This window comes from Gordonia insulae (assembly GCF_003855095.1).
Taxonomy (GTDB): Bacteria; Actinomycetota; Actinomycetes; order Mycobacteriales; family Mycobacteriaceae; genus Gordonia; species Gordonia insulae.
Genome location: NZ_CP033972.1, coordinates 4686787 through 4711753, shown reverse-complemented (window position 1 = coordinate 4711753; position 24967 = coordinate 4686787). Strand labels below are relative to the sequence as shown.

Here is a 24967-nt window from a genome sequence, read left to right as displayed (position 1 = left end):
TTTCCCAACGCTCTATCCGGAGATCCAGGTGTCGTAGAACCACGACCGCCCGGTGGATTCTGTGGTGAACCCCTGGACGTTCGACGCGAGGCCGAACACCTGTGTCTCGTCGTAGAGCGGGATCGAGTAGGCCTCACCGAAGATCCGGTCCTCGACTGCCTGGATCGCGGCCTTGCGCTTGGCCGTGTCGAACTCGTAGGACTGGGCTGCGAGCAGTGCGTCGAGTTGGGCGTCGGCCGGCGACTTCTCCAGCACGTCTTGACGATCACTGCCGTACGAGGTGCGCAGCACGCTCGGTTCGGCGGTGGAGGTCTGGCCCTGGGTGAGGAACCAGTCGTCAGCTGTCTGCTCTTGCGCCTCGTACTCGGTCAGCGATGGACTGGTGATCTTGATCTCCACCCCGGCTTCGCGCCACTGGGATCGCAGCACTTCCAGGACGGATTGCGAGACCTGATAATAGGGCGCGACGCGGAGGTGGATACTCAGCCGCTTGCCGTCTTCGACCCGAATGCCGTCGGCGCCGGGCCGCCATCCCGCCGCATCGAGAAGCGACGTCGCCTTCGCCAGATCATGATTCAGGTACTTGCTCGAGTCGCCGCGCAGCGGTGTCCCCTTCACGAGAGCACTGGTCGGGATCGGATAGTTCGGCGACAGGACCGCCTCGTTGATCGCCGCCCGATCGGTCGCCGCCTGCAGCGCGAGCCGGACCTGCTTGTCCTGCAGCGGTGAAGCCGGGTTGTCGAGCCGAACGGTCAGGTCGTTGGTCTCGCCCTGTACCGAGATCGGCAGGAGTTTGCCGCCGCCGGCGGTCACCGTCTCCTCGTCGTAAGGCGCGATGTTCCGGGCGATCTGCGCCTCCCCCGACTGCAGCGCGCCCACCCGGGTGCCCGCCTCCGGCACCGTCTTGAAGACGATGCGATCCAGGTAGGCCTTCCCGGTGTGGGCGGAACCGTCGGGTGCCCAGTTGTAGTCGTCCCGGCGCTTGAGTGTCACTCCGGTGGTTCCGTTGACGGATTCGACCACGAACGGGCCGGTACCCACCCAGTTCCGAAGGTCGCTCTGTCCGTTGAGATCCTTTTCCAGCAGCGACTTGCCGAGGATCGAGCTGGCGCGATAGTTGGACAGGATCTGGATGAAGCCTGCATTCGGCTTCGCCAGCCGGACCACCACGGTCTGGTCGTCGACGACATCGGTTCCCGCGTAGTCTGTCCAGAACGGATCCTGCGTGATGCCCAACTTCTCGTTCCCGAAACCGTGCTGGTCGAAGTTGAGTTTGACGACCTCGGCATTCAGTAGCGTGCCGTCACTGAAGGTGACGCCCGGTTTGAGCTTAAAGGTGTACGCCAGGTGGTCGTCGCTGACCTGGTACGACTCCGCCAGCCACGGGCGATATTCGCCGGTCTTCGGGTCCTGCCAGATGAGCCGTTCGGCCAGGTTGTTGGAGACCTGACTGTTGGACCAGATCGAGTTGGTCGGTTTCCAGGCGTTGTACTCGACCGGATCGTAGAAGGTGAGCGTGCCCCCGGAGACCGGGTCACCGACAGGCTGGTCGGAGGCGCCACCCCCGCACGCCGTCAACGCGGTGGCGATCACGGCCACCGTGGCGGAAGACAGCATGGTACGTCGGAATCTCGTGGCGAACACCAGGGTTCGTCCTTTCTCATTGGGCATCGAAATTCTTGCGAAGCGTCGAGGAGTTGCGGGAGACTGCGCCGGCCGCCGGGGCAGCCCGCAGGACCGGGGTCGGTGACGAGCGACCGGTCTCGCAAACACTGGTCGAAGTCAATCAGGCCGGCCGCGCGACGTCACCTTTTCGATTCACGGTGAGCACAAGCAGAGCAACCACGTTCCGCCCCAGTAGGTTTCTCGCCAAGAGGCTTTCGCAGGGGAATTGCACACGGGAATCGCGCCGCACGGGGATCGCGTACCGGGGTCTCACAACCGGGGGCCACGAGAGGACATCGAGGGAGTTGACTGTCAGCGTCACCACAACGGCAGCAGCGGATCGGGTGACCGCCGCCGACGAGGACCCGTACGTGGCCCGGGTGAAGGAGTTCGCAGAGCACATCCTTCGGCCTGCCGCGTTGCACACCGATCGGCACGGCGTCCCACCGGAACGCATCACGGAATTCGCCTCGTTGCACCTGTTGAATCACGCCGCGCCGCCCGAGTTCGGCGGTGCCGCAATCGGACGCGACGGTGACCGGCGGCTGCACGAACTGATCGCCGGTGGTTGCTTCAACACCTGGCTCGTGTGGGCCCAGCACGCGCCGATGGTCGGTCGGCTGGCCCTCGCGCACAAGGGTGGCACCCCGCTCTCCGACCTCGGTCGAGACGTCCTGCACGGCCGAGTCGTCCTCGGGGCTGCGATCAGCGACGTCCGTCGTTTCCCGGATCAGTTCATCACGGCGACACGCCGCCGGGGCGGCTGGACATTCACCGGCACCATCTCGTGGGTCAGTGGGTGGGGTCTCAACTCCGCACTCGCAGTCGCGGCGGTCGACGGCTCCACGCAGACCGTGGTGACCGCGCTGCTCCCCGTGAGCGATCGGACGCACGCGACCCATCTCGGGCTCGCCGCGGTCAGCGGGAGTCGCACAGAGCGCGTCACCCTCGACGACGTGTTCGTACCGGACGCCGATGTGATCGCGCAGCAGAGCCTGACCGACTGGCGGACAGAGGATCTCGCCACTGCCGGGGATACCCGACCGCAGTACTTCGGCCTCGCCGACACGGTGATCACCGAGCTCGGACAAGAACGTCACCCCGTCGCGCGTCAGGTCGCGGCGACCTGGCGACCGCGGGTCGCCCAACTTCGCGCCGACGCCTACGAACTGGCCGACGAGGCCAAGGCCGCCGGCGACGAACGGCATCGCATCACCGAACGGGTGGCCACCAAGGTGGCGGTCGGCGAGGCTTTGGCCACCATCACCCGGGCCCTCGTCGTGGCCCGCTCCGGGCGCGGCATCACTCTCACCGACACCGCACAGTTGCACGCACGCTCCGCGCTCTTCCTCCTCGTCCAGGGACAGAGCTCGGATGTCCGCGACGCCCAGCTCACCAACCTCGCCCGTTGAGCACCGACGGCGACACCCCGATCGACGGACCACCAGTCCCGGAACAGGAAGACCGATGAGCACCGAATTTCTCTGGTACATCCCGAATCAGGTCCAGCCGGGCCACCGCGGCGACGACACCGTCGTCGACCACAACAGCCTCGAGACCCTGGTGGAACATGCTGCGGCGCTGGAGGCGAACGGCTGGTCGGGTGCCCTGATCGGCACCGGATGGGGACGCCCGGACACCTTCACCGTCGCCACTGCTCTCGCCGCCCGCACCTCGACTTTCGAGCCCCTCATCGCCGTGCGGCCCGGTTATTGGAAGCCGGCCAACTTCGCGGCCGCCGCGGCCACTCTCGATCATCTGTCCGGCGGACGAGTACGGGTGAACATCGTCTCCGGCAAGGACGATCTCGCCGCGTATGGCGACTCCGACGCCGACCAGTCGGACCGTTACGCGCGCACACGTGAGTTCCTTCAACTCGTGCGCAGACTGTGGACCGACGAGAACGTGACGTACCGCGGCGACCACTTCCAGGTGGAGAACTCGACGGTGCTGCCGCGCATCGAGACCCGCGGTGACCGACGTCATCCGAAGCTCTACTTCGGGGGTGCGTCGGCGGCGGCCGAGCGGGTCGCGGCAGCGGAGGCCGATGTCCAGTTGTTCTGGGGTGAAACGCTCGACGGCGTCGGTGAACGCATCGAAAGACTGCGAACATTGAGCGAGACGGTCGGGCGGCAGCATGCCCCACTCGAGTTCGGCCTCCGTATCACCACATTCGTCCGTGACACCACCGATCAGGCCTGGGCGGAGGCAGAGACGAAGGTGGCGGAGATGGCTGCGGCGCAATCGGATCGGCGTTTCGGTGAACATGGGTCGGTACCACAGAACCCGCACCGGAGAACCGCGGTCGGTCAGCAGCGCCTGTTCGATCTCGCGTCCCGGGGGGAGGTCCTCGACGACAACCTGTACACCACGCCCGGCCGGTTCGGCGCAGGCGGTGCAGCGACCACCTGGCTGGTCGGTTCACCCCAGGACGTGGCGAAATCGCTTCGCAAGTATCAAGATCTGGGCATCACCCACTTCGTGTTGTCCGACACCCCGTACCTCAGGGAGATCGAGCGGCAGGGCGATCAGCTGTTGCCGTTGCTGCGCGGATGACCGACGAGTCCCCCACCTCCGCTGGACTGCCCACCAGACAGCGGCGGCGACTGATCGCCGTCTTCGCACTGACCAGCACGATGGCCTATGTCGCGATGATCCAGATCATCCCGGTGATCCTCATTCCCATGGCCGGCGATCTCGGCACGTCGCGCACCGCGATCGCCGGAGCCTCGACGGTCTCGACACTGATCGGCGCCTTGGCGGCCTTTCCGATCGGCCGCGTCCTGGACCGGTTCGGCGGGCGGGCGCTGATGACGGCGGGTGCGGTGATCGGAGCGATCGCCGTCGTGCTGTGGTCGCAGGTGACGTCGGTGCTCATGCTCTACGCCGCCTTCGTCCTCGTCGGCCTCTCGCTGGCGATGTGCACCTATGAGGCGGCGTTCGCGGTGCTGGTGTTCGCCACCGACCCACGACACCGGGATCGGTCCATCCTCGCCGTCGCGATGATCGCCGGTCTCGCCACCTATCTCGTGTATCCGATCCTCGGCTGGATGACAGGCGAACTCGGTTGGCGCCTGAGTCTCGTCATCCTCGCTGTCGTCTTCGCGGTGACGGCCGTGCCCGGGTGCGTGTGGGTGATCCCGTCCCGCGCCACGCATCGGACGCAGATCCAGAACCGCGTCGGTGTGCCGCTCGCCACGGCGCTCCGGCAGCGCCGGTTCTGGCTGTTGTTGATCGCGTTCGTCGGTCAGGCGGGCTCGGTGTCGGCGTTCCTGTTCCTGATCGTCGCCTACCTGCTCGACGTCGGGCATCCGCCCGTCGTCGCGACATCGATCCCCATAGTGATCGGCGTGATGCAGATCCTGTCGCGGCTGGTGCTGACCACCCTCGGCCGACGCATCCCTCTCGCACCTGCCACGTCACTGGCCTTCGCGGTCCAGGCCGGCGGTCTGCTGCTGCTCCCCGTTGTCGGCCTGTCGATCCCGCTCACCGTTCTGTGTGTCGCTGCGGTCGGGGTCGGTCAGGGTATCGGGGTCATCGCGCGGCCGTCGATCCTCGCCGACAACTTCGGGGTGGCACATTTCGCGACCGTATTGGCCGCCATCACCGTGCCGATGGCGTTCGCCCGCGCCGGCTCACCCCTGCTCGGCGCATGGCTCGGCGACTGGCGATTCCTCGTGGGCTGCGGTGTGGTGGCGCTCGTCGCGGCCATCGCGCTCCTACCCCTCATCGGGGTGCGCCCGATGGAGGAGGGCTGTGCCGTCGATACCTCCACCGACCTGGTCCGCAGCCGGTCCGACGCTCGCTGAGGGACCTGCCCCGCAGATGCGGCTACCGTCGTCAGGGTGTCGATGATCCTGTTCGCCGCGCTGTTCTTCGCGCTCATCACCTTCTGGCTCCACCGTCGCCTCGTGCATGCCACCGATCTGCCACGACCGTGGTCGGTGATCGTCGACGTCGTGCTCGTGGTGCTGTGGGTGCTCGCGCTGGTGGGCATCGCGACCGGCCGGTTGCTCGATCCGGCCTGGTTCCGTATCCCCGCGTTCGTCGGCCTGACCTGGATGGCAGCGGTGCTGTACCTGGTGCTCGGCTTGGTGATCGTCGCGATCGGCTCGCTGATCGCCCGTGCGGTCGCGCGAGCCCGTCATACACCGAGCGACGTGGCGATGTCCACACGTCGCCGGAGTGTGCGGGTGGCGACCGCGGCGGTCGTCGTCATCGCCCTCGCGACCACCGCGTACGGACTCGTCGAGGCGGCCCGCCCGCAGGTCGTGCAGGCCGAGGTCGACCTGCCGGATCTGCCCGCGGGATTCGACGGGATCCGCGTCGCGCTGATCTCCGATCTCCATGTCGGACCGGCCCGCGATGAGCGCTTCACACGCCGGGTGGTCGACCTGGTCAACGAGCAGCGGCCCGACCTGATCGTCATCGCCGGTGACCTCACCGACGGTACGGTGGCGCAGGTCGGCCCCGACCTCGCGCCCCTCGCCGACCTGTCCGCTCCGCTGGGAGTGTTCGGGGTGAGCGGCAACCATGAGTTCTACGCCGACGACGGCGGCCGGTGGCTCGATGCGTGGGAGGAGCTCGGCGTCCACACCCTGCGCAATCAGCGGGTGACGGTCGAACACAACGGGTCGGCCATCGACCTCGCCGGCATCCAGGACGCCACCGCACCGACGCCGTACGAGCCGGATCTACCGGCCGCTCTGGCCGACCGGGATCCGTCGCGATTCGTGCTCCTCCTCGCGCACGAGCCACGACAGGCGCTCGAGGCCTCCGACCTCGGTGTCGACCTGCAGCTCTCCGGGCACACCCACGGCGGCCAGATGTGGCCGATCCGCTACCTCGTCACCCTTCAACAACCCTCACTGCAGGGGCTCGACCGGGTCGGCAGCACCGTGCTGTACACGACGCGCGGTGCGGGAGCGTGGGGACCGCCGGTCCGCGTCGGCGCACCGCCCGAGATCACGATCCTCGAACTCCACAAGCCCTCCGGCCGCTGATCGCCCCGGCCATCGCAGAGACCCTTCGAGCCCACCCGTACCCCGCACGCTCAGGACTGCGCCGGTGACGCCGACGCGAGGTCCGCGCGTGCGTGCGCGACGAACCAGTCGGTCCACTGCGCAGGCGACCACCCGCGGTCGCCGACCAGGGTGAGCCAGTTGCGCCGCGCTGCCAGTACCCAGATCGCGGTCACCAGATCATCATCGGGTCGGGTACCGAGGATCAACCCGACGGCCCAGCACACCTCATCCCACCGGTTCTGCTCCCGCACCCGAAGACGTTGGGCTGCAGTGGTATCGGTGACAGCGGCCTCGTCCAGCACGTGCTGGATCGCCGCGGATCGCTCGTGTGCGGCGCACAGCCATCTGGCGCCGGCGGCCAGTCGCTCATCGACGTCCCCGAGGCCCATCCGCCGATAGTCCGGCAGTTCGCGCACCGGTCCGCCCTCGCCGCCGGTGAGCGCATGGTCGATGCACGCATCCAGCAACGCCAACTTGTTCGGGAACTGCTGATACACGGTCTGGCGACTCACACCGGCCGCCGACGCGACATCGGCCATCGTCGTCGCCACCCATCCACGGCCACAGAACATCTCGATGGCGGCAGCCAACACCACAGCGCGCGACTCCCGTGCGCGCTGCGCACGGAGCTCGGAGTTATAGGCACGCACCACGAACTCAGTCTAGACATATTTGGATTTACGTTGTGTAATGTGAATTACCCATCCAGATCCAGGAGACCCCATGACCGACCTCAGCGTCCCCACCGATCTCGGCGTACTACGCGCCACCGTGACCGGCTCCGGACCGCCGACGATCCTGTGGCACAGCATGTTCGTCGATGCGCGATCGTGGCAGCGCGTGGTGCCGAGACTCGCCGAGAAACGCACCCTCGTCCTCGTGGACGCCCCGTCCTCGGGCCGCAGCGATCCACTCGACCGGGCCGTCGACATCGCCGCCTGCGCCACGGCGGCCGAGACCGTCGCCGGCCGGGTGTGCGCCGATGCCGGCACCGATCGTGTCGACTGGGTGGGCAATGCCTGGGGCGGCCACGTCGGACTCCACCTCGCCGCGACGCGGCCCGACCTGATCCGCAGCCTGGTGGCGATCAGTGCACCGACGTTTCCGATCGACGCCGCGTTGCGACGCCAGATCCGACTGCTGATCCCGCTGTACCGCATGATCGGTGCACGAGGTCCGGTGTGGGACGCCATCGCGTCCGCGATCCTCCGCGACTCCACCCGCACCGACGATCCGGAAGCTGTAGCCCTGCTTCGGGATTCACTGTCATTGTCCGGACGGTCGATGATCCCGGCGATCCGGACCGCGATTCTCAATCGGACCGACCTGGACTGGGCGGCCATGCGGATCACCTGTCCCACACTGTTCGTCAGCACCGACGATCGAGGGGAATGGACCCCGGCGGAGGCGCAGGCCGTCGCGGCACGGATGCCCGATGCCCGAGAGGTCACCGTCCACGACGCTCGCGTCATCCCGGCTCTGGAGCAGCCCGACGCGACGGCGACCGCCATCGTCGACTTCTGGAGCCGCTCCGACCACCGGGCTCCGACGTCACCCGGAGGGGCCTGATCCGCGCGGGACGCTATACCGCGAGTCGGCCGAATCCGCTCTTGTGGAAGATCAACGGGCTGCCCGACTCCGGATGTTCCACGGCATGCAGTTCGAGCAGCACGATGATGTGGTCGCCGGCCTCGACCTCACGGTAGATGGTGGTGTCGAACCGGGCCAGGCCCTCGTTCAGGGTCACCGCCCCCTCCTCGGAGGCCTTGAGCGCGATCCCGTCGAAACGGTGGTCGACGGGTCCGGCGAGTTGCCGGCAGACATCGCTGTGGTGGTCCGCGAGGATGGTGACCCCGAGGTGCGCCGCCCGGCGCAGGTCGGGCCAGGTCTTCGACGTGTTCGCCACGGAGAACGAGACCAGCGGCGGGTCGAGGCTGACACTGGTGAACGAGCTCGCGGCCAGCCCGGTGAGCGCACCGTCGACCTCCGCGGCGACGGCGACCACGCCGGTCGGGAAGACGCCGAAGGCCTTGCGCAACATGGCCGGATCGAGATCTTGGTTGGTCCAGAGGTTGCTCATCGGCGATCTCCCAGGAGTGCGCTGACGGTCGGAGTGGTCGCCGTCAGCCAGTCGGCGTAGGCCGCCGGGTCGTCGTGGGCGGAGTCGACCACATAGAGGCCACGCCCGGGGACCGTGCCGCCGATCTCGGTGAGCACCGGTCGCAGTGTCAGCTCCGGTGCGAGCGCATGCGCCGGACTGCCGCCGAGCATCAACGGGATCGCGATCCCCGAAAGCCCCGTGCCGCCGGCGAAACGATCGAGGAACAGCTTGAGCAGACCCGTGTAGGCCGCCTTGTAGGTGGGACTGGCGAACACGACGAGATCGGCCTTGCCCACCTGCTCGACCAACCCGGCGACGGTATCGTCGGACCAGTCGAGGATCGCAGTGCCCAGTGTTGCCAGGTCGACCACCAGGTCCGGCTCCGATCCGGTCAACTGTGTCGCGACATACGTTGCGGCACTGAGTGTCCGACTCGCGGGCTTCGGGTTGCCGACGACGACGGCGGTGGTCACGATGCGGCCACCCGGGTGGTCGGCGCGGCCGCACCGAACGGTACCGCGGCTCGGCCGACCACCGGTGCCGGGTGATGCCAGAGCCCGCGGCGGGTGAGTTCGGGCAGCACCCCCTCGCCGAACCAGTACGACTCCTCGAGGTGCGGGTAGCCCGACAGCACGAACTCCTCGATCCCGACGGCCTGGTAGGCCTCGATCAGATCGGCGATCTCGGTGTAGGAACCCACCATCGCGGTGCCGGCGCCTCCGCGCACCAGACCGATTCCGGCCCACAGGTTCGGGTAGATCTCGAGACCGTCCTTCGAGCCCTTGTTGAGCTCGAGCATCCGCTGCTGCCCCTCGGAGGCCGATCGCTTCAGACCGGACTGGATGCGGGCGATCTCCTCCTCGGAGATGTGCGCCAGCAATCGGTCGGCCTCTGCCCAGGCCTCTTCGGACGTCTCCCGGGCGATCGTGTGCAGACGGATGCCGAACTTGAGCTCGCGGCCGACCTCGGCGGCGGCCTTGCGCACCCGATCGAGCTTCTCCCCCACGGCTTCCGGCGGTTCACCCCAGGTGAGGTAGACATCGGCATGCTTGGCCGCCACCGCGATGCCGGCCGGGGACGATCCGCCGAAATAGATCTCCGGCAACGGGTCCGGGATGTGCTGGAGCGTCGCGTCGGCGACGGAGAGATACTCGCCCTCGAAGTTGACGGTCTCGCCGGTCCACAACTGCCGGACGATATCCAGGAACTCGTCGGCCCGGGCGTAACGCTCCTCCTTGCCGAGGAAGTCACCGAACATCTGCTGCTCGTGATCCTCGCCGCCGGTGACCACGTTGAGCAGAAGCCTTCCGCCCGAGAGGTTCTGGAACGAGCCGGACATCTGTGCGGCCAGATACGGAGCGATCACCCCGGGGCGGAAGGCGACCAGGAACTTCAGCCGCTCGGACAGGCTGCTGATCATCGCCGTCGTGACCCACGCGTCCTCACACCACGCCCCGGTCGGGGTCAGGGCCGCATCGAAGCCCAGTTGCTCGGCGCTTCGCGCGATCTGTCCCAGGTAGGGTACCGACGCCGGTCTGCCCGCGGCGCCGGCCGAGACGCCGTGTCCGCCCCCGACGACGTTGCGTCCGTCGCCGCCGTTGGTGGGCAGGAACCAGTGGAACTTCAAGTCGCTCATGAGCTTCTCGTTCACATCCTTCGTCGGTGTCAGAGCTGTCCGGTACGTGGGGGCAAGGTGCCCTCCACCGCCCAGCGGCCGAGGTGCTGGACCTTCCAGGAGGCGGGGTCGTGCAATGTGTGGGTACGCGCGTTGCGCCAATGCCGATCGAGCGACTCCTTGGCGACCACCGACCGTGTCCCGGCGACCTCGAACAGCCGGCTCGCGACGTCGACCGATGTCTTCGTGGTGGCGGCCCGGGCTGCTGCGACGGCCAGCGTCGCCGCGGCCGCGGACGTGTCGTCGAGGTCCGCATCGGCGCGGTCGACGGCCCGACCGGCCTCGGCCAGCAGCGCCTCGGCGCCGCGCACGGCGAGCTCCATCTCCCCGAATGCGTGCACCACGAGCGGATCGTCGGCGGCCCGCTCGACTCCGGCATCCGGGTGCGGCCGGCTCTTGGTGGTGACGAACTCGGCTGCGTCCTCCAACGCGGCGCGCGCGATGCCGGCATCGATCGCGGCGTGCAGCAACTGGGCGAAGGCGCCGTAGGTGGTCGGCCCGTCGAAGGTGGCGGAGAAATCGGTGATCAGGTCGTCGGTGACCAGGACGTCGGTGAGACGCACGGTGCCGCTTGCGGTCGTCCGTTGCCCGAGCGCGTCCCAGTCGTCCACCACCTCGACGCCGTCGTCGTCGTGACGCACCCACGCCACGTGCAGCGGGCCGTCCTCGCCGAGATGGGCCAGCGTCGGAATCCAGTCGGCGAACAGCGCGCCGGTGCAGTAGAACTTGGTCCCGGTGAGGCGCCAGGCGTCGCCGTCGCGCCGCAGGGTGGTGGTGTACTCGCGAATGTGCTTCGTGCCGCGTTCGGACTGGGCGTTGCCGAGGGTCTTGCCCGCCAGGATCTCGGGGAGGATTCTGGCCTGCTGGTCACGCGTGCCCTGCAGCAACAGCTGGTTGATGAAGACGACATGACTGTGCGGGATCTGCCCGATATTGGGATCTCCCTTGGAGATCAACCGGAAGACCTCCGCGACGATGCTCGCGGGCAGGCCGGCGCCACCGAACCCGGTCGGCACGGTGATGGCGAGCAGACCACTGGCCGCGAGCTTGCCAACCTGCTCGCGCGGCAGGATCTTGTCCCGATCCCGGTCGGCGGCACCTTTCGCGAACTCCGCCCCGAGTTCCGCTGCGAGCGCCACCGCGTCCGGACCGGTGAGCACGGGCACATCGGACATCTGGGACTCCTCGTTCGTCGCGGCTCGTTCGCCTCGGCTCGGCGCCGAACACCGTCGACCACGGCCACGGCTGAGCGGCCGAGGTTTTCGGCAACCCTCATATCAAACGCCGATCGTGGCGTCCTGGCCACACTTTCTCGCCCGCTGAGCAGAAGGGGCGGTGTCCCGGATCAGGATGTGGTAGCGCCTGCCTCAGGCCGACCGCCGGTCCTGTCCTGCCGTGCGCGCCCGCCGCAGGGCGTCGCGTTCGGCGGCATTCCGGCCACCCCAGATCCCCTGGTCCTCGGCGAGTTCCAGCGCATACTCCAAGCAACGCTCCGCGACCGGGCAAGCGCTGCACAGGACCTTCGCCAGCGCTTCCCGGCTCGTCCGCTGCCCCTTGGTCTCACGCCGGTCCACGATGAAGAGGTGCGCTGATTCCTCGCCACAACGGGCCAGCTGCCGCCATCCGAGGTCGGTCGCGGACACGCTCACGACGCGAGCCACAGCCGCCGGCGTGCCACCGACCGAATCCCGGCCACCGTCGCGGGCTGCAGGTGGCCGCCATGGGTGTCCAGGGCGCCGAGGACGTGCGCGAAGTACTCGCGCGGCGACAGTCCGAACCGGTCCCAGATGTCGAGGTCGGCCCCGCCGCCGTGCCGGTACCAGGCAGCCTCGTATTCCACGAGGGCATCCGGTTCGGCGGACCTGACCGGGGAGCCCCTCCGTGCACGTATCGCAGTCATGGCAGACAGTGTCCGGCGCCCTGTCCGGCGACGACATGGTTGTGGTCGGGACGGTTTCAAATCGTGCGACGCCGTGGCCGATTTGACCAGCGTGAGCGCCCCGCCTATGTCACCGTTGACCCATGGCGGCCCCCGACTTCGACGTGAACAAGCTGTTCCCGGGGAAGTTCTTCATCAGCACCGCACTCGACGTCCTCGAGTCGAAGAAGAAGATGACCGGGCATCTGCGACGACGCTACATCCAGCGTGCCGCGATGGCCGGGATCGTCATCGGCGTCTTCTACCTCGTCAACTACACGATCGTCGGGGCCTTCGACTCGATGGGTGACACACCCGCGCAACTGCACGTGATCGGCAAACTCATCGGGGCGATCGCCTTCGGCTGGGCACTCGTGTTCATCTACTACTCGAAGTCCGAGCTCCTCACCTCGACGATGATGATCGTCTCGATCGGGGCCTACTACCGTCGGATCACGCCCCTGCTCACTCTGCGGGTCCTGGGATTCTGCTACCTCGGCAACATCATCGGCGGACTGTTCATCGCGGTCCTGCTGCGGGGCACGACACTCATCACCGGCCCGGTGCTCGAGGCGATGAACCACGCGGTCGACGTCAAGACCGGCTATCTGGCGGAGGGGTTCACCGGTTGGCTCGACCTCTTCATCCGCGCCATCCTGTGCAACTTCATGATCAACATCGCGATGCTGTTGGTCTACAACGGCTATCTGCACGACGACATCGCGAAGTGTCTGGCGATGATCACCTCGGTCTTCGTGTTCGCGCTGCTCGACTTCGAGCATTCGGTGGCCAACACCGTGCTCTTCATGATCGTCGGCCTGCAGGATGGCATCCCGGTGGGACCGGCCCTCGGCAATCTCGGCATCGTCCTGCTGGGCAACCTCGTCGGCGGCGGAGTCCTCATCGGCTTCTATTACGCCTGGGTCAACGACGAGCGTGACACCCACCTGCCCAGACTGCGCCGCCACCACCGTCGCTGATCGGCCGCGTACCCTGGCGCACGTATGGGCTACTCGACAGCGCGCGTCTCGGATGCCGCCGATCTCAATCCCCGTCTCCGTCGGATCCGCTTCGATGTACCCGGACTGGAGCAACTCCGGCTGCCGGATGGCGCCGACGAAGCGGTCGGCATCTACTTCCCGCGCGACGGCGAGACGTCACCGCCGCCGATGACGCTGCGCGATGGCGTCTGGGCGTACCACGACGTCGATCCGGTCCCACCGGGGCGCAGTTACTCGGTGCGCGCCGTCGACCACGAGAGCCGTTCGATGACAGTCGACTTCGTCGTTCACAGCCGCGGTCCCGCGACGATGTGGGCGCAGGGTGCCCGACCGGGTGACGAGGTGGGGATGTCGCACGCCCGCGGGTGGTACGGGCCCCCGCCGACCGCCGACTGGCACCTGCTCGTCGCCGACCTCGCGGGCTTGCCCGCGCTCGCCCGGATCCTCGACGAACACAACTCTCCCGCGTCGGTGATCGCCGTCGTCGAGGTCGCCGCCGACGACGACGTCGCCTACCTCAGCAACCGCGTCGGGTCCACCGGGACGCGGATCATCCCGCACGTCGGCACCGGCAACGGCCTCGCTCCGAGCGTTCTCGGTACCGCGGTCCGTCGCCTCACCCTGCCCGAAGGTCAGGGTTACTGCTGGTTCGCCGGCGAGGCCGCGCAGTCCCGGGACGTGCGGAAGTACCTGCGCAACGACCGCGGATGGCAGCGCGACCGGTACGACATCATCGGCTACTGGCGTGCCGAAGGCGAGAACTGGGCACGCCGGTATGCCGAACACGGCGACGAGTTGTTCGCGGTGTACCAGCGGGCGATCTCGGCCGGCAAGAGTGAGAAGGCGGCTGCCGAGGAGTTCGACGAGGCACTCGAACGCGCCGGGCTCTGACGATCCGGACCGAAATCTGCGAGACTCGGCGGATGGGCGGTGCGCCGGGTCATGACCGACTCCGGGGTCGCGTGGCAGTGGTGGCCGGCGCGACCCGGGGTGCCGGTCGCGGCATCGCGGCGGGGCTCGGCGAAGCCGGCGCGACCGTCGTCTGCACGGGGCGCACCAGCCGTTCCGGGGACTCGTCGATCCGCTCGGACTATCAGCGTGCCGAATGCATCGAGGAGACCGCCGACCTGGTGACACAGCTCGGCGGGCACGGCGAGGCGATACAGGTGGATCACCTCGAGACGGAACAGGTGCACGAGCTTGCCCGGCGTCTCGACGCCGACTACGGCCACATCGACATCCTGGTCAACGACATCTGGGGTGCCGAACTGTTGAAAGGCCCTCCCCCGACGTGGAACACACCGATCTGGCAGCACGATCTCGCCGACGGTCTTCGGATATTACGGCTGGCGATCGACACCCATCTGATCACGTCACATCATCTGTTGCCGCTGTTGGTCGACCGTCCCGGCGGTGTGGTCGTCGAGATGACCGACGGGACGTCGGAGTTCAACGCCGGAAACTACCGGATCTCGGTGTACTACGACCTCGCAAAGGTCGCGGTGAACCGCTTGGCGTTCTCCCAGGGACACGAACTCGAGCCCTATGGCGCGACCGCGGTGGCCGTCACGCCCGGGTGGCTGCGGTCGGAGATGATGCTCGACAACTTCGGTGTGTCCGAACAGAACTGGCGCGCGGCGCTGGACGGTACTGTCGACGGGTTCCCCACCGCACCAGCAGGATTCGCCGACTCCGAGTCACCACGGTACGTGGGGCGGGCGATCGCCGCGCTCGCGGCCGACCGCGACCGGGCACGCTGGAACCAGCGATCGGTCACCTCTGCCGACCTCGCCCACGCCTACGGCGTCACCGACATCGACGGCAGGCAGCCCGACAGCTGGGGCGCCGTCGACGGATAGCGCGTCCCGTATCGCCTACCTCCGCCCGGGAGCTACTGGCCGGGCGCCGCCCGGTCGTTGTCCTTCAGTGAGCCCCACCCGTGCCAGCGCTCGATCTCGACGATCGCCGTGGTGCGGGCGCGTTCGCGCTCGGGATACGGGCTGCCGCCGTAGTGGCGGGAGAGTCGGTCGATGTCGGCCAGGTCGTCGTCGTCGCGGAGCTCGACGACCCGCCCGATGAGGGTGACGTGGGTGTACCAGGTCGCCTCGTCGAGGATGGTGAGGGTGACCCGCGGATCGCGCCGGAGGTGGCCGAGCCGAGCACGGTCGTTGTCCATGCTGAGCAGTACCCGATCACCCTCGAGCAGATACCAGGTCGCCGCGGACACCGGCGCCCCGTCCGAACGCAAGGTCGCCATCACACATGGATTGGGCTTGGCGAGAACTTCTTTCGCGGCGTCGGGAAGCGGGGGCCGTGACATCAGGAGTCCTTTCCGAGGCGTTCGAGCAACGCATGCGCCAACGTCGACGAGGAGGCCGGGTTCTGCCCGGTCAGCAGATTGCGATCCGTCTCGATGTGCGAGACCCACGGATCGCCGGTCAGCACCTTGAGCCCGGCGTCGGTGAGCCGATCCTGCAGGAGCCATGGGGCTTTGGCGGCGAGCCCGGCCTGCTCCTCCTCGGTGTTGGTGAAGCCCGTGACCGTGTAGCCGGCGAAGGCGTTCTTCCCGTCGGCGTCGACCGCGGACAGCAGGATCGCCGGCCCATGACAGACGACGCCGACCGGACGGTCGGACGTCGCCGCGACGAGGATCCGGCCGGCATCGGCGTCGACGGCGAGGTCCTCCATCGGACCATGACCGCCGGGCACGAAGACGGCATCGTAATCCGCGACGTCGACGTCGCTCAGTGCGATCGGATTCCGGAACTCTGGTGCGGACTCCACCACGTCCCGCAGGTGCGCGGCGGTCTCGGCGGAACCCGCGCTCTCGGTGGAGAGGCTGCCCTCGTCCACCGGAGGGCGCACCCCGCCCGGGGTCGCCACCGTCACCTCGTATCCCGCGTCCTTCAGGATCTCGAGCGGCGCAACGGCCTCCTCGGCCCAGAAACCGGTCGGATGCCTGGTTCCGTCTTTCAAGGTCCAGTGATCTGATCCGGTCATCACGAACAACACTGTGCGTGCCATGTCGACCTCCTCGTCGTCATCGGTTCGATCGTGTCGATCCCCGCACGCCAACGTACCCACTTTCCCCACCGTCCGAACCGCGCCGGCGATGACCTGCGTGGAGACGCGCTACCGACTGCCGGGCGCACCTGTCTCGACGGGCCGACCAGAATCCGAGGACCACTGCGACCAGGAGCCGGGATAGAGCGTCCCGGTGACCCCGGCGAGTTCGAGCGCCGCGATCTCGTGTGCGGCGTTGATACCCGAACCGCAGTACGTGATCACCTGACTTCCGTCACGAACACCCAACGCGGAGAACCGCTCCCGCAGTTCGTCGGCGGCACGGAACCGGCCGTCGGGGTCGACGTTGTCGGCGGTCGGGGCACTGACCGCGCCGGGGATGTGCCCGGCTCGCGGGTCCATCGGCTCCACCTCGCCCCGATAGCGTTCTGCCGCACGGGCATCCAACACGACCGAATCCGATCCCGCGACGTCGTCGATCTCCGCGACGGGCATGTGACCCGCCGACAACGTGACCGCACCCGCACGCGGCGTCGTGTCACCGGACGACAGCCGGAGACCGGCCGCCCGCCACGCGCCGAGCCCGCCGTCGAGCAACCGGACATCGGTCACGCCGGCCCAGCGCAGCAACCACCATGCCCGCGCCGACGCGAGGTTGCCGATGTCGTCGTAGACCACCACCGGGGACCCCTCGTCGATTCCCCACCGCCGGGCGGCGGCCTGCAGATCGGCGATCTCGGGTAGGGGATGTCGTCCCCGCGACGGTGACGGCGGGGCCGCCAATTCCGTGTCGAGGTCCACAAAGACCGCCCCCGGGACGTGTCCGGCACGGTAGTGCTCGTGGCCGCGGCTGTCACCGAGCTGCCAGCGGACATCGAGGATCACCGGCGGTCGGTCGGACAGCATGGCTTCGGTGAGGTCGTCGACGGTGATCAGCGGCATGGTCTCGATTCTGGCATCCGGTCGCGGGTCGGCGTGATCGGCCGATCCGCGCGTCGATCGGGCGCCGTTACCGAGATGTGATCTCCATCCCGATTGCGTTGCACGCCGCCTCCACGCCCGTGTCCGGCGTGCCCGACTCCGTAGCGTCGAGTCATGACCACTTCGTGTTCCGAACCGTCCGAGACGACCCGATGAGGCTCCTCGTCACCGGGGCCAGCGGATACGTCGGTTCTCGACTGGTCTGCGACCTACTCGCACGCGGCCACGACGTGGTCGTGACCAGTCGACGACCGGAGTCGCTGCGGCGTTTCAGCTGGTACGAGCAGGTCACCCCGATCCAGATGGATGCCGATGACCCCTATTCGCCAGGTGAGGCGCTGGCCGGCGCGGGCACCATCGACGCGCTCTACTACCTGGTCCACGGCATCGGCCAGTCCGACTTCCACAACACCGACATCAAGGCGGCCCGCCACGTCGCCCGTGCCGCGCGCGACGCCGGCGTCGGTCGGATCGTCTACCTCGGCGGGTTCGTCCCGGAGGGCGATCGCGAGGATCTGTCCGATCATCTACGGAGTCGGGCCGAGGTCGGCGATGCCCTGCGTCTGGCGGACGGACCGGATCTGGTGTGGCTACGGGCCGCGGTCATCCTGGGGGCCGGCTCCACGTCGTTCGAGATCATCCGTTATGTGGCCGATCGCCTCGCGGTGATCCCCGAGCCGAGTTGGATCGACAACCCGATGGATCCCATCGCGGTACGCGATGTCATCCACTATCTGGCCGCGGTGTCCGACAGGCAGATACCCGCCGGTGCGTACGACATCGCGGGCCCCGACGTCGGGGCGCGCTACGGGTCGGTGCTCGGCGAATACCTGCGTGCCATCAAGCAACCGCGGGTCCGCGTGCCGCTGCCCTTCGTCAATTCCCGTCTGGCCGCTCGGGTGACGGGACGGCTCGTACCGGTCCCGACGTCCCTGACCGTCGACCTCGTGTCGTCGTTGAGCCACCCGATGAGTGCGTCCGAACACAAGATCCGCGAGCTCGTGCCCGATCCCGAGGGTGGTCTGACACCGATGCGGGTGGCCGTGATGTCGTCGGTGCACACCAACGCGCCGAGGCCGGTGTGCGAACTCGCCGACCCCCATCATCTCGCCGACACCGACCCGCAATGGGCCGGCGGAGACATGATGCGGGCGTGGCGTCGGGTCGGGTCGGTGGTCGGCGCCACTGCGGGAGGGGTCCGTGGCGTGGTATCCCTTCTGACAGGATGACCAGGACACTCGACGATCTCACGCGCCGCCTCACCGCAGCCGCTCCCGTAACCCGCCTCGACGACCCGGCGACATTGCTCCGCCGCCGCATCGTGGTGGCGGTGTTCCTGGTGGTCGGCGCGGTCGTTCTCGGCTTCTCCCTGACCGCGGAACCCGGCGACAGCACCTTCTACCCGTTGACGATCGCGCTCGCGGCCACCTGGTTGATCGGCGGTTTCGCTTCGGGGCCCATCCGCCCGGGCCGGTTCGGGCTCGACGACAGCGCCTCGACCGGTCGTGCTGCCGTGCTGGGCATCGTGGTCGGGTTGCTCGTCGGCCTGGTGTTCGTCATCGGCGCCCTGGTCACCCGGGAGATCCCGCCGCTCGCCGACCTCGTCTCCCAGGTCCTCGCCTTTCGCGACGAGGGCAGCCTGGTGGTGATCACGCTGATCACCCTCGGCAACGGGCTGGCCGAGGAGGTGTTCTTCCGCGGCGGTGTCTACTCCGCCGCGCAGTCGTTCCATCCGATGGTGGTGTCGACGGCGCTCTACGTACTGGCCACCCTGGCCAGCGGCAATGTGATGCTGGGGTTCGCCGCGATCATCCTCGGCGCGGCCTGCGCGGTGCTCCGACGATGCACCGACGGCGTCGTCGCGCCCATCTGTACCCATGTGGTGTGGGGCGCGATCGTGCTGTTCGGTCTGCCGCCGATCTTCGCCTGACGCCGACTCGCGAGGGATGACTCGGGGCAGTCTTAGACTGTCGTCGAGATGCTGACCGCCCTCATCGGTCGGCGACGGTAGGAGGTTCGCGTGACCGAGTGGGGTGCGACATCGCCATCGGTCTCGCGATGGCTGCACCCCTGGTGGCCGGACCTGCCGTCAGCGCTGGTCTCCGACCCCGCATGCGCGGTACTGGGCTGGGCCGCAGGCGGTGGCATGGCCGTGACCGGCTGCGTCCCAGGATGTCCCGATATCGTGCCGGCGGCGGCATTCGGCGCGCTCGAGGACTCCTTGCGGGCGCTGTCGTGGCTGACCGGACTCACCGGTTCGGCAGTGGACCTCGACGCCGGCGTCGTGATCGGGGGCCGGGCAGCGACGCGCGGTCTGCGCAGTGCGGGCCGCGTGTCCGCCGGGGGTATGACCCGGCTCCTCCGGGCCGCCGACGAGTGGTTCGCGATCTCGCTGTGCCGCCCGGATGATGTGGCGTCGGTACCGGCCCTGATCGGTGACCGCGGCACCGACGACCCATGGTTCGACGTCACCGAGTTCGCCCGCTCGACCACCGCCGCCGCCGTCGTCGAGCAAGCGCAGCTACTGGGAATCGCCGCAGCGACACTTGGCGACCCGATCGGCGGCGCCGCCCCGGCAGCCCCGTTCGAGGTCACCGAGATCGCCTCATCCACAAGCAGTCTCAGCATCGCGGACATGACGGTCGTCGACCTCTCGTCGCTCTGGGCCGGGCCGCTCTGCGGCCATGTCCTGCGTCAGGCCGGCGCCCGGGTCATCAAGGTCGAGAGCACCGGGCGTCCCGACGGTGCGCGGATCGGCGACCCGGCGCTCTTCGACTGGCTCCATCGGGGGCAGGAGTTCCGGGATATCGACTTCACCTCTTCGGCCGGACGAGATGCGCTGGCGGAGTTGATCACCGACGCGGACGTCGTGATCGAGGCCTCGCGCCCCCGTGCGCTGGAAAGCCTCGGTCTGTCCCCGGACCAGCTCGTCCACCGCCCCGGGCGGATCTGGGTCAGCATCACCGGTGGGGGTCGGTCGCGACCGATGCAGGTCGACTTCGGCGATGACGCCGCCGTCGGTGGCGGGCTGGTCGGGTGGCGGGACGACGGGCCGGTGTTCTGTGCCGACGCCGTCGCGGACCCGCTGTCGGGGATCACCGCGGCGCTCGCGGTGACCGCTGCGGCCCACGCCGGAGGTGGCGTGCTCGTCGACCTGTCCATGACCAACACCGCAGCAGCATTCGCAGCTTCCGAACTCCGTTGCCCAGGAGTACATCTCGTTCGCCAGGCCGACGGCGGCGCGATCGTCGACTGCACCCACGAGAAGCGCAGCCAACCGGTGCTACCGCCCGCAGCCCCGCCATGCTGATCCGCAACGCCGACGTCGCGGGGCGTGGAACCGTCGACATCCGCTGTGATGCCGGGCTGATCACCGCAGTCGGCGCCGACGTACCGCCGCTGGTGGGGGAAGAGGACCTCGATGTGTCCGGCGCGCGGGTGATGCCCGGCCTGCACGACCATCACATCCACCTGCGATCGCTGGCCGCGACCGCGGACTCCGTGCGGGCGGGACCACCTGCGGCACAGGGAATCGACGAACTCCGCGGGCTATTGCGCGACGCGGCCGCCGCCATGCCACCCGGCACGTGGTTGCGGGGCTTCGGATACCACGAATCCGTGGCCGGCCCACTGAGCCGCGACGACCTCGACACCTTTGTCGCCGACCGCCCGCTCCGCATTCAGCACCGCTCGGGTGCGCTGTGGATGCTCAACGGCGCCGCCTGCCGGGCGATCGGACTCGATGACCGCGACCTCCCCGGCGTGGAGCGCGACTCGGCCGGACTCGCCACCGGACGGCTGTGGCGGATGGATTCGTGGCTGCGCGATCTCGTCCCGACGACGCCTCCCGACCTGGGGCGCGTCAGCCGCCTCGCGGCCGCACGCGGGGTCACCGGCTTCACCGATGCCACCCCGGGCATGGCCCAGTCGTCGGTCGACGATCTAGCCGAGGCCGTGCGCGCCGGCGTGATCATGCAGCGCGTGCACTGCATGTCCACTCCCGATATCCGGACGCCGGATGCGCCTCGCGCCGACACGGCCGACCGCTTCACGCTGGGCCCCACCAAGATCCTCCTCGACGACGACCGCCTGCCCACCCTGCCCGAACTCACCGCGACCATCGCGACAGCGCACCGCGCAGGAAAACCCGTTGCCGTGCACTGTGTCACCCGGATTCAGCTCATCATCACCATGACCGCCCTCGAGGAGGCAGGCATCCTGCCCGGCGATCGCATCGAGCACGGCGCGATGGTTCCGGAGGAGTGTTTCGCATGGTTCCGCGACCACGCGGTGCCGATCATCACGCAGCCGAACTTCCCGCTCGAGCGCGCCGAGCAGTATCGCACCGAGGTGCCCGACGAGGAACGACCCGACCTGTGGCGTCTGGGCACCTTGCGCAGTGCCGGTGTGCCGGTGGCCGCCGGCACCGACGCACCGTTCGGCGATCCTGACCCGTGGCTCGCGATCCACGCGGCGGCCACCTGCCACTCGGGGCGGGCGCGCAACGAGACTGTCTCCCCCGCGGTGGCGCTGGAACTCTTCCACGGTTTCGCCGATGATCCGACGGTGTCGCGCACGATCACGCCGGGTGCGCCCGCCGATCTCGTGGTGGTCCGGGCAACGCCCGACGACATCCGGGACCACCCGACGGCGATCGAGGTCGCCGCCACCATCATCGGCGGTGTGCCGGTTCACCTGGCCTGACGACCATGACGTCGAGGTCGGCGTTCGCTCATGATCCGGTCTCCAGCCGATCACCCGGTACGAGTTCTGTTGCGGCGAAGCCCCGTTCGCGTGCGCGTCGCGCGAAGTCGGCTCCCGGACCGTAAAACCGGTCGGGGCGCACCCGGTCCAGACCGATCGGCCACAGTGTGCCGAAATGAATCGGCACGGTCAGGCGGGCACCGATCGACTCTGCGGCCGCCGCCGCTCGTGCCGGGTCCATGTGTCCGGCACCGAGAGTCGGTCCCCAACCACCGACCGGAAGCAGCGCCAGGTCGCTCTCGGGCACCCAGTCGGCCAGATCCGGGTAGAGGTCGGTGTCCCCGGCGAAGTACGTCGTCGCGTCGCCGACGATCACGTACCCGAGCGCGGCGGTCGTGTGCGGGCCGCGACGCCAACGCCTGCCGTCGTGCTCGGCGGGGACCGCGCGGATCATGACCCCACCGATGCTCACCTCGTCGCCGGCGGTGACCTCGATCAACCGGGCGCCGACGGTCCGCAGCGACGGCAGCACGTCGGGCGCATGCCGCGGCACCACGATCGGGACATCGTCTCCGATCGTCCGCAGCGACGGCAGGTGTGTGTGATCGGCGTGCAGATGGGAGAGTACGACGACGTCCGTCGGCAGAGGCCCGAGGTCGGCCGGCACCGGGCCGCGGCGCCGCCGCAGGTGGGCGACACGTGCGGTCAGGACAGGGTCGGTCAGCACCGTCGTCCCCCGATCAGTGATGATCGCGCTGGCGTGACCGAGCCAGCGCAACTGCGGTCGCGGATGGTCACGGTCCCCCGCTGTGCCGGTCATGCCACTACGATCCCAAGTCAAGCGAAAGGACGCCATGCGCAGTACCGCACGAGTCCTCGGCATCATCGTCGAGTTCCTGGTCCTGTGGCTGACCTCAGCCGTGGCGCTGCTGCTCCTCGACGTCGTCTTCGGAGGCGTGACACTCGACTCGGTCACCATCGCCGGACACGCCACCACACTTCCCGCCGCGCTGGCCCTGGCGCTGGTGTTCGGCCTGCTGAACGCGATCCTGTGGCCGCTCGTGGTGCGGGCGATGTCATGGATCGGTCCCGTGGTGCTGTTCCTGCTCGTCTTCGTCGCGGGCGGACTGCTGCTGATGCTGTCGCTCGCGATCGTGCCGGTGGCCACGGTCGACCGGACCTTCGACCTGTTCGTGATGGCAGCGTTGCTCTCCCTGTTCAGTTCCGTCGTCGGCGGTGTCATCGCGTCCAGATCGGACACGTCCTACCGGTTGATGCAGGTGCGCCGACAACGCTTCCGGCGGCGCCGCGCACCGGCATCGCCGGCATCACCGGGTCTGCTGTGTGTGCAGATCGACGGTCTGGGACATGAGGTCCTGCGTCGCGCCATCGCGGACGGGGTGACCCCGACCCTCGCGAAACTGGTCCGGGAGACCCATCGACTCATTCCGTGGCACACCGATTGGAGCAGCCAGACTGGCGCCTCCCAACTCGGGATTCTGCACGGCTCCAACCACAACGTCCCGGCGTTCCGCTGGTACGACAAGTCGACCGGGACGATCTCGGTGTTCAGCAACCCGCGCGACAACGAGCAACGTGAGATGGAGCGGGCCGGGCTGCCCGGGTTGCTCGCGGTGGATGGCGCGAGCCGGGGCAACCTCTTCACCGGCGGGGCCGCCGACAACGTTCTGGTGGTCAGCCGCATGCGTGGCGCGCGGCTCGGTGGCGGCGCAGGCTACGGGTCGTACTTCATCGATCCGTCCAGCGCCCTGCGCACCGTCGTCCGGATGATCGCGGAGATCCAGCGTGAGCTCCGGCAGTCGTTGACGCAGCGCCGCCGTGACGTACGACCGCGTGTCGGGCGCGGCGGCGTCTATCCGTTGGTCCGCGCATTCACCACGGTCGTGGCCACCGACGTGACGGTGGCGGCGGTGGTTCGGGACCTGATCGAGGGACGCGGCATCATCTATGCCGACCTGATCGGCTACGACGAGGTATCGCATCACTCGGGGATCTCGCGTCCGGAGACCCTTGCGGTCCTGACGAAGATCGACGAGACGATTCGTCTCCTGCTGGCGGTCGTCGAGCAAGCGGACCGCGACTACCACGTGGCACTGCTCTCCGACCACGGTCAGAGTCAGGGTGCGACGTTCAGCCGCCGCTATGGAGAGACGCTGCCGCAGCTGGTGCACCGCTTGTGCGGCGAACCCGATCGCCCGGCGACCGACGATGCCTCGGGCCGTGCCGCCGGGGAGGGCCGGCTCTATGCCTCCGCGAGTATCGGCGCATCGATCGATGCACCCGATCCGACGCCACCCACCGACCGGCCCGTGGTGCTGGGCTCCGGCAATCTCGGCCTCATCAGCTTTCCGACGATTCCGGGCCGGGCCGACACCGCCTCGATCGACCGCGCCTATCCGGGCCTCGTCGATGCGTTGCGGACGCACCCCGGCATCGGCTTCCTGCTCGTCGCCCGTCCTTCCGGCGGCTCGGTGATCCTCGGCGACGGCGGCAGCGTCGACGTCGCCACCGGAGAGGTGAGCGGCATCAACCCTCTGGGCGGGTTCGGCGACGACGCCCTCGACAAGATCCGCCGCACCGACACCTTCGACAACGTCGCCGACATCATGGTCGGCGGTGCGTACTGGGCCGAGACCGACGAGGTCGCGGCGTTCGAGGAACAGGTCGGCTCACACGGTGGGATGGGTGGACCGCAGAGCACCCCGTTCCTGCTCCATCCTGTCGATCTACCGGCGCCGCCGGACCCGCTCGACGGGGCCGAAGCCGTCCACCGCGTCCTCGCGGGATGGCGGGACCTGCACCGCACCGACGTCTCACCGGTCGCCGAGGCACCCACGAACTAGGTCACAGCCA

General features: G+C 68.4%; 25 protein-coding genes. 13 read left to right on the top strand and 12 right to left on the bottom strand.

From position 1 onward, the window contains the following. Positions 1 to 12: 12 nt before the first annotated feature. Positions 13 to 1671, bottom strand: coding sequence for an ABC transporter substrate-binding protein (locus D7316_RS21485; RefSeq protein WP_197718285.1), 1659 nt, complete (start codon positions 1669 to 1671; stop codon positions 13 to 15). 299 nt (positions 1672 to 1970) lie between these two features. Here D7316_RS21485 and D7316_RS21480 point away from each other — a divergent pair, with 299 nt between their 5' ends. From D7316_RS21480 to D7316_RS21465, 4 genes are read left to right on the top strand one after another with little or no spacing between them, the layout of a single operon-like run. Then, complete coding sequence (locus tag D7316_RS21480; RefSeq protein WP_124710063.1) at positions 1971 to 3077, top strand: acyl-CoA dehydrogenase family protein; 1107 nt, start codon at positions 1971 to 1973, stop codon at positions 3075 to 3077. Positions 3078 to 3132: 55 nt separating this feature from the next. Beyond that, positions 3133 to 4221, top strand: coding sequence for an LLM class flavin-dependent oxidoreductase (locus D7316_RS21475; protein ID WP_124710062.1), 1089 nt, complete (start codon positions 3133 to 3135; stop codon positions 4219 to 4221). Then, positions 4218 to 5474 (top strand): MFS transporter, encoded by a 1257-nt coding sequence (locus D7316_RS21470; protein WP_124710061.1) that lies wholly within the window; start codon positions 4218 to 4220, stop codon positions 5472 to 5474. Before D7316_RS21475 ends, D7316_RS21470 begins: the two co-directional genes overlap by 4 nt. Before the next feature lie 42 nt (positions 5475 to 5516). Continuing rightward, a complete protein-coding gene (locus D7316_RS21465; protein WP_124711493.1) occupies positions 5517 to 6668 on the top strand; it encodes a metallophosphoesterase in 1152 nt (383 codons plus the stop codon). 50 nt (positions 6669 to 6718) lie between these two features. On the opposite strand, the gene D7316_RS21460 is transcribed toward D7316_RS21465, so the two are convergent. Beyond that, a complete protein-coding gene (locus D7316_RS21460) occupies positions 6719 to 7342 on the bottom strand; it encodes a TetR/AcrR family transcriptional regulator (RefSeq protein ID WP_124710060.1) in 624 nt (207 codons plus the stop codon). Between the two features lie 70 nt (positions 7343 to 7412). On the opposite strand from D7316_RS21460, the gene D7316_RS21455 reads away from it, so the two are divergent. Next, positions 7413 to 8258 carry an alpha/beta fold hydrolase gene (locus tag D7316_RS21455; RefSeq protein ID WP_124710059.1) on the top strand — a complete coding sequence of 282 codons (846 nt, stop codon included), beginning with the start codon at positions 7413 to 7415 and terminating at the stop codon, positions 8256 to 8258. 13 nt (positions 8259 to 8271) lie between these two features. Here D7316_RS21455 and D7316_RS21450 read toward each other — a convergent pair whose 3' ends face one another. The 6 genes from D7316_RS21450 to D7316_RS27220 form a co-directional block, all read right to left on the bottom strand. Continuing rightward, the gene (locus D7316_RS21450; RefSeq protein ID WP_124710058.1) at positions 8272 to 8769 is read right to left on the bottom strand and encodes a flavin reductase family protein; all 498 of its coding nucleotides are present in this window, start codon (positions 8767 to 8769) and stop codon (positions 8272 to 8274) included. After that, the gene (locus D7316_RS21445; RefSeq protein ID WP_124710057.1) at positions 8766 to 9263 is read right to left on the bottom strand and encodes an NAD(P)H-dependent oxidoreductase; all 498 of its coding nucleotides are present in this window, start codon (positions 9261 to 9263) and stop codon (positions 8766 to 8768) included. The genes D7316_RS21450 and D7316_RS21445 overlap by 4 nt, the downstream gene beginning before the upstream one ends. Further along, positions 9260 to 10426 (bottom strand): LLM class flavin-dependent oxidoreductase, encoded by a 1167-nt coding sequence (locus D7316_RS21440; protein ID WP_124710056.1) that lies wholly within the window; start codon positions 10424 to 10426, stop codon positions 9260 to 9262. Before D7316_RS21440 ends, D7316_RS21445 begins: the two co-directional genes overlap by 4 nt. Before the next feature lie 29 nt (positions 10427 to 10455). Beyond that, positions 10456 to 11640 carry an SfnB family sulfur acquisition oxidoreductase gene (locus tag D7316_RS21435; RefSeq protein ID WP_124710055.1) on the bottom strand — a complete coding sequence of 395 codons (1185 nt, stop codon included), beginning with the start codon at positions 11638 to 11640 and terminating at the stop codon, positions 10456 to 10458. Positions 11641 to 11832: 192 nt separating this feature from the next. Continuing rightward, positions 11833 to 12108 (bottom strand): WhiB family transcriptional regulator, encoded by a 276-nt coding sequence (locus D7316_RS27225; protein ID WP_164473834.1) that lies wholly within the window; start codon positions 12106 to 12108, stop codon positions 11833 to 11835. Positions 12109 to 12110: 2 nt separating this feature from the next. Further along, a complete protein-coding gene (locus D7316_RS27220) occupies positions 12111 to 12365 on the bottom strand; it encodes a hypothetical protein (RefSeq protein ID WP_164473833.1) in 255 nt (84 codons plus the stop codon). A 122-nt stretch (positions 12366 to 12487) separates the two neighbouring features. On the opposite strand from D7316_RS27220, the gene D7316_RS21425 reads away from it, so the two are divergent. The 3 genes from D7316_RS21425 to D7316_RS21415 are packed head-to-tail and all read left to right on the top strand — an operon-like array spanning position 12488 to position 15243. After that, positions 12488 to 13363 (top strand): formate/nitrite transporter family protein, encoded by an 876-nt coding sequence (locus D7316_RS21425; RefSeq protein ID WP_124710053.1) that lies wholly within the window; start codon positions 12488 to 12490, stop codon positions 13361 to 13363. Positions 13364 to 13387: 24 nt separating this feature from the next. Next, positions 13388 to 14275, top strand: coding sequence for a siderophore-interacting protein (locus D7316_RS21420; protein ID WP_124710052.1), 888 nt, complete (start codon positions 13388 to 13390; stop codon positions 14273 to 14275). Between the two features lie 32 nt (positions 14276 to 14307). Next, positions 14308 to 15243, top strand: a complete 936-nt coding sequence (locus tag D7316_RS21415; RefSeq protein ID WP_124710051.1) for an SDR family oxidoreductase — start codon at positions 14308 to 14310, stop codon at positions 15241 to 15243. 32 nt (positions 15244 to 15275) lie between these two features. Here the strand turns inward: D7316_RS21415 and D7316_RS21410 are convergent, their stop codons facing one another. The 3 genes from D7316_RS21410 to D7316_RS21400 all read right to left on the bottom strand — a co-directional run bounded on the left by D7316_RS21410 (position 15276) and on the right by D7316_RS21400 (position 17350). Then, complete coding sequence (locus D7316_RS21410; protein ID WP_124710050.1) at positions 15276 to 15704, bottom strand: TIGR03618 family F420-dependent PPOX class oxidoreductase; 429 nt, start codon at positions 15702 to 15704, stop codon at positions 15276 to 15278. Continuing rightward, complete coding sequence (locus D7316_RS21405) at positions 15704 to 16408, bottom strand: type 1 glutamine amidotransferase domain-containing protein (RefSeq protein WP_124710049.1); 705 nt, start codon at positions 16406 to 16408, stop codon at positions 15704 to 15706. The genes D7316_RS21410 and D7316_RS21405 overlap by 1 nt, the downstream gene beginning before the upstream one ends. 108 nt (positions 16409 to 16516) lie before the next feature. After that, positions 16517 to 17350 carry a sulfurtransferase gene (locus D7316_RS21400; RefSeq protein WP_124710048.1) on the bottom strand — a complete coding sequence of 278 codons (834 nt, stop codon included), beginning with the start codon at positions 17348 to 17350 and terminating at the stop codon, positions 16517 to 16519. A gap of 191 nt (positions 17351 to 17541) precedes the next feature. On the opposite strand from D7316_RS21400, the gene D7316_RS21395 reads away from it, so the two are divergent. The 4 genes from D7316_RS21395 to D7316_RS21380 all read left to right on the top strand — a co-directional run bounded on the left by D7316_RS21395 (position 17542) and on the right by D7316_RS21380 (position 22093). Beyond that, a complete protein-coding gene (locus D7316_RS21395) occupies positions 17542 to 18618 on the top strand; it encodes an NAD(P)H-binding protein (RefSeq protein WP_124710047.1) in 1077 nt (358 codons plus the stop codon). Further along, on the top strand, positions 18615 to 19319 hold the full coding sequence (locus tag D7316_RS21390) for a CPBP family intramembrane glutamic endopeptidase (RefSeq protein WP_124710046.1): 705 nt from the start codon (positions 18615 to 18617) through the stop codon (positions 19317 to 19319). The genes D7316_RS21395 and D7316_RS21390 overlap by 4 nt, the downstream gene beginning before the upstream one ends. A gap of 90 nt (positions 19320 to 19409) precedes the next feature. Further along, entirely contained in the window at positions 19410 to 20699 is a 1290-nt protein-coding gene (locus D7316_RS21385) for a CoA transferase (RefSeq protein ID WP_124710045.1), read from the top strand. Continuing rightward, positions 20693 to 22093 carry an amidohydrolase family protein gene (locus D7316_RS21380; RefSeq protein WP_124710044.1) on the top strand — a complete coding sequence of 467 codons (1401 nt, stop codon included), beginning with the start codon at positions 20693 to 20695 and terminating at the stop codon, positions 22091 to 22093. Before D7316_RS21385 ends, D7316_RS21380 begins: the two co-directional genes overlap by 7 nt. Positions 22094 to 22121: 28 nt before the next feature. On the opposite strand, the gene D7316_RS21375 is transcribed toward D7316_RS21380, so the two are convergent. Next, positions 22122 to 22913, bottom strand: coding sequence for an MBL fold metallo-hydrolase (locus tag D7316_RS21375; protein WP_197718284.1), 792 nt, complete (start codon positions 22911 to 22913; stop codon positions 22122 to 22124). Between the two features lie 34 nt (positions 22914 to 22947). On the opposite strand from D7316_RS21375, the gene D7316_RS21370 reads away from it, so the two are divergent. Then, complete coding sequence (locus D7316_RS21370) at positions 22948 to 24957, top strand: phage holin family protein (protein WP_124710043.1); 2010 nt, start codon at positions 22948 to 22950, stop codon at positions 24955 to 24957. Positions 24958 to 24967: the final 10 nt, after the last annotated feature.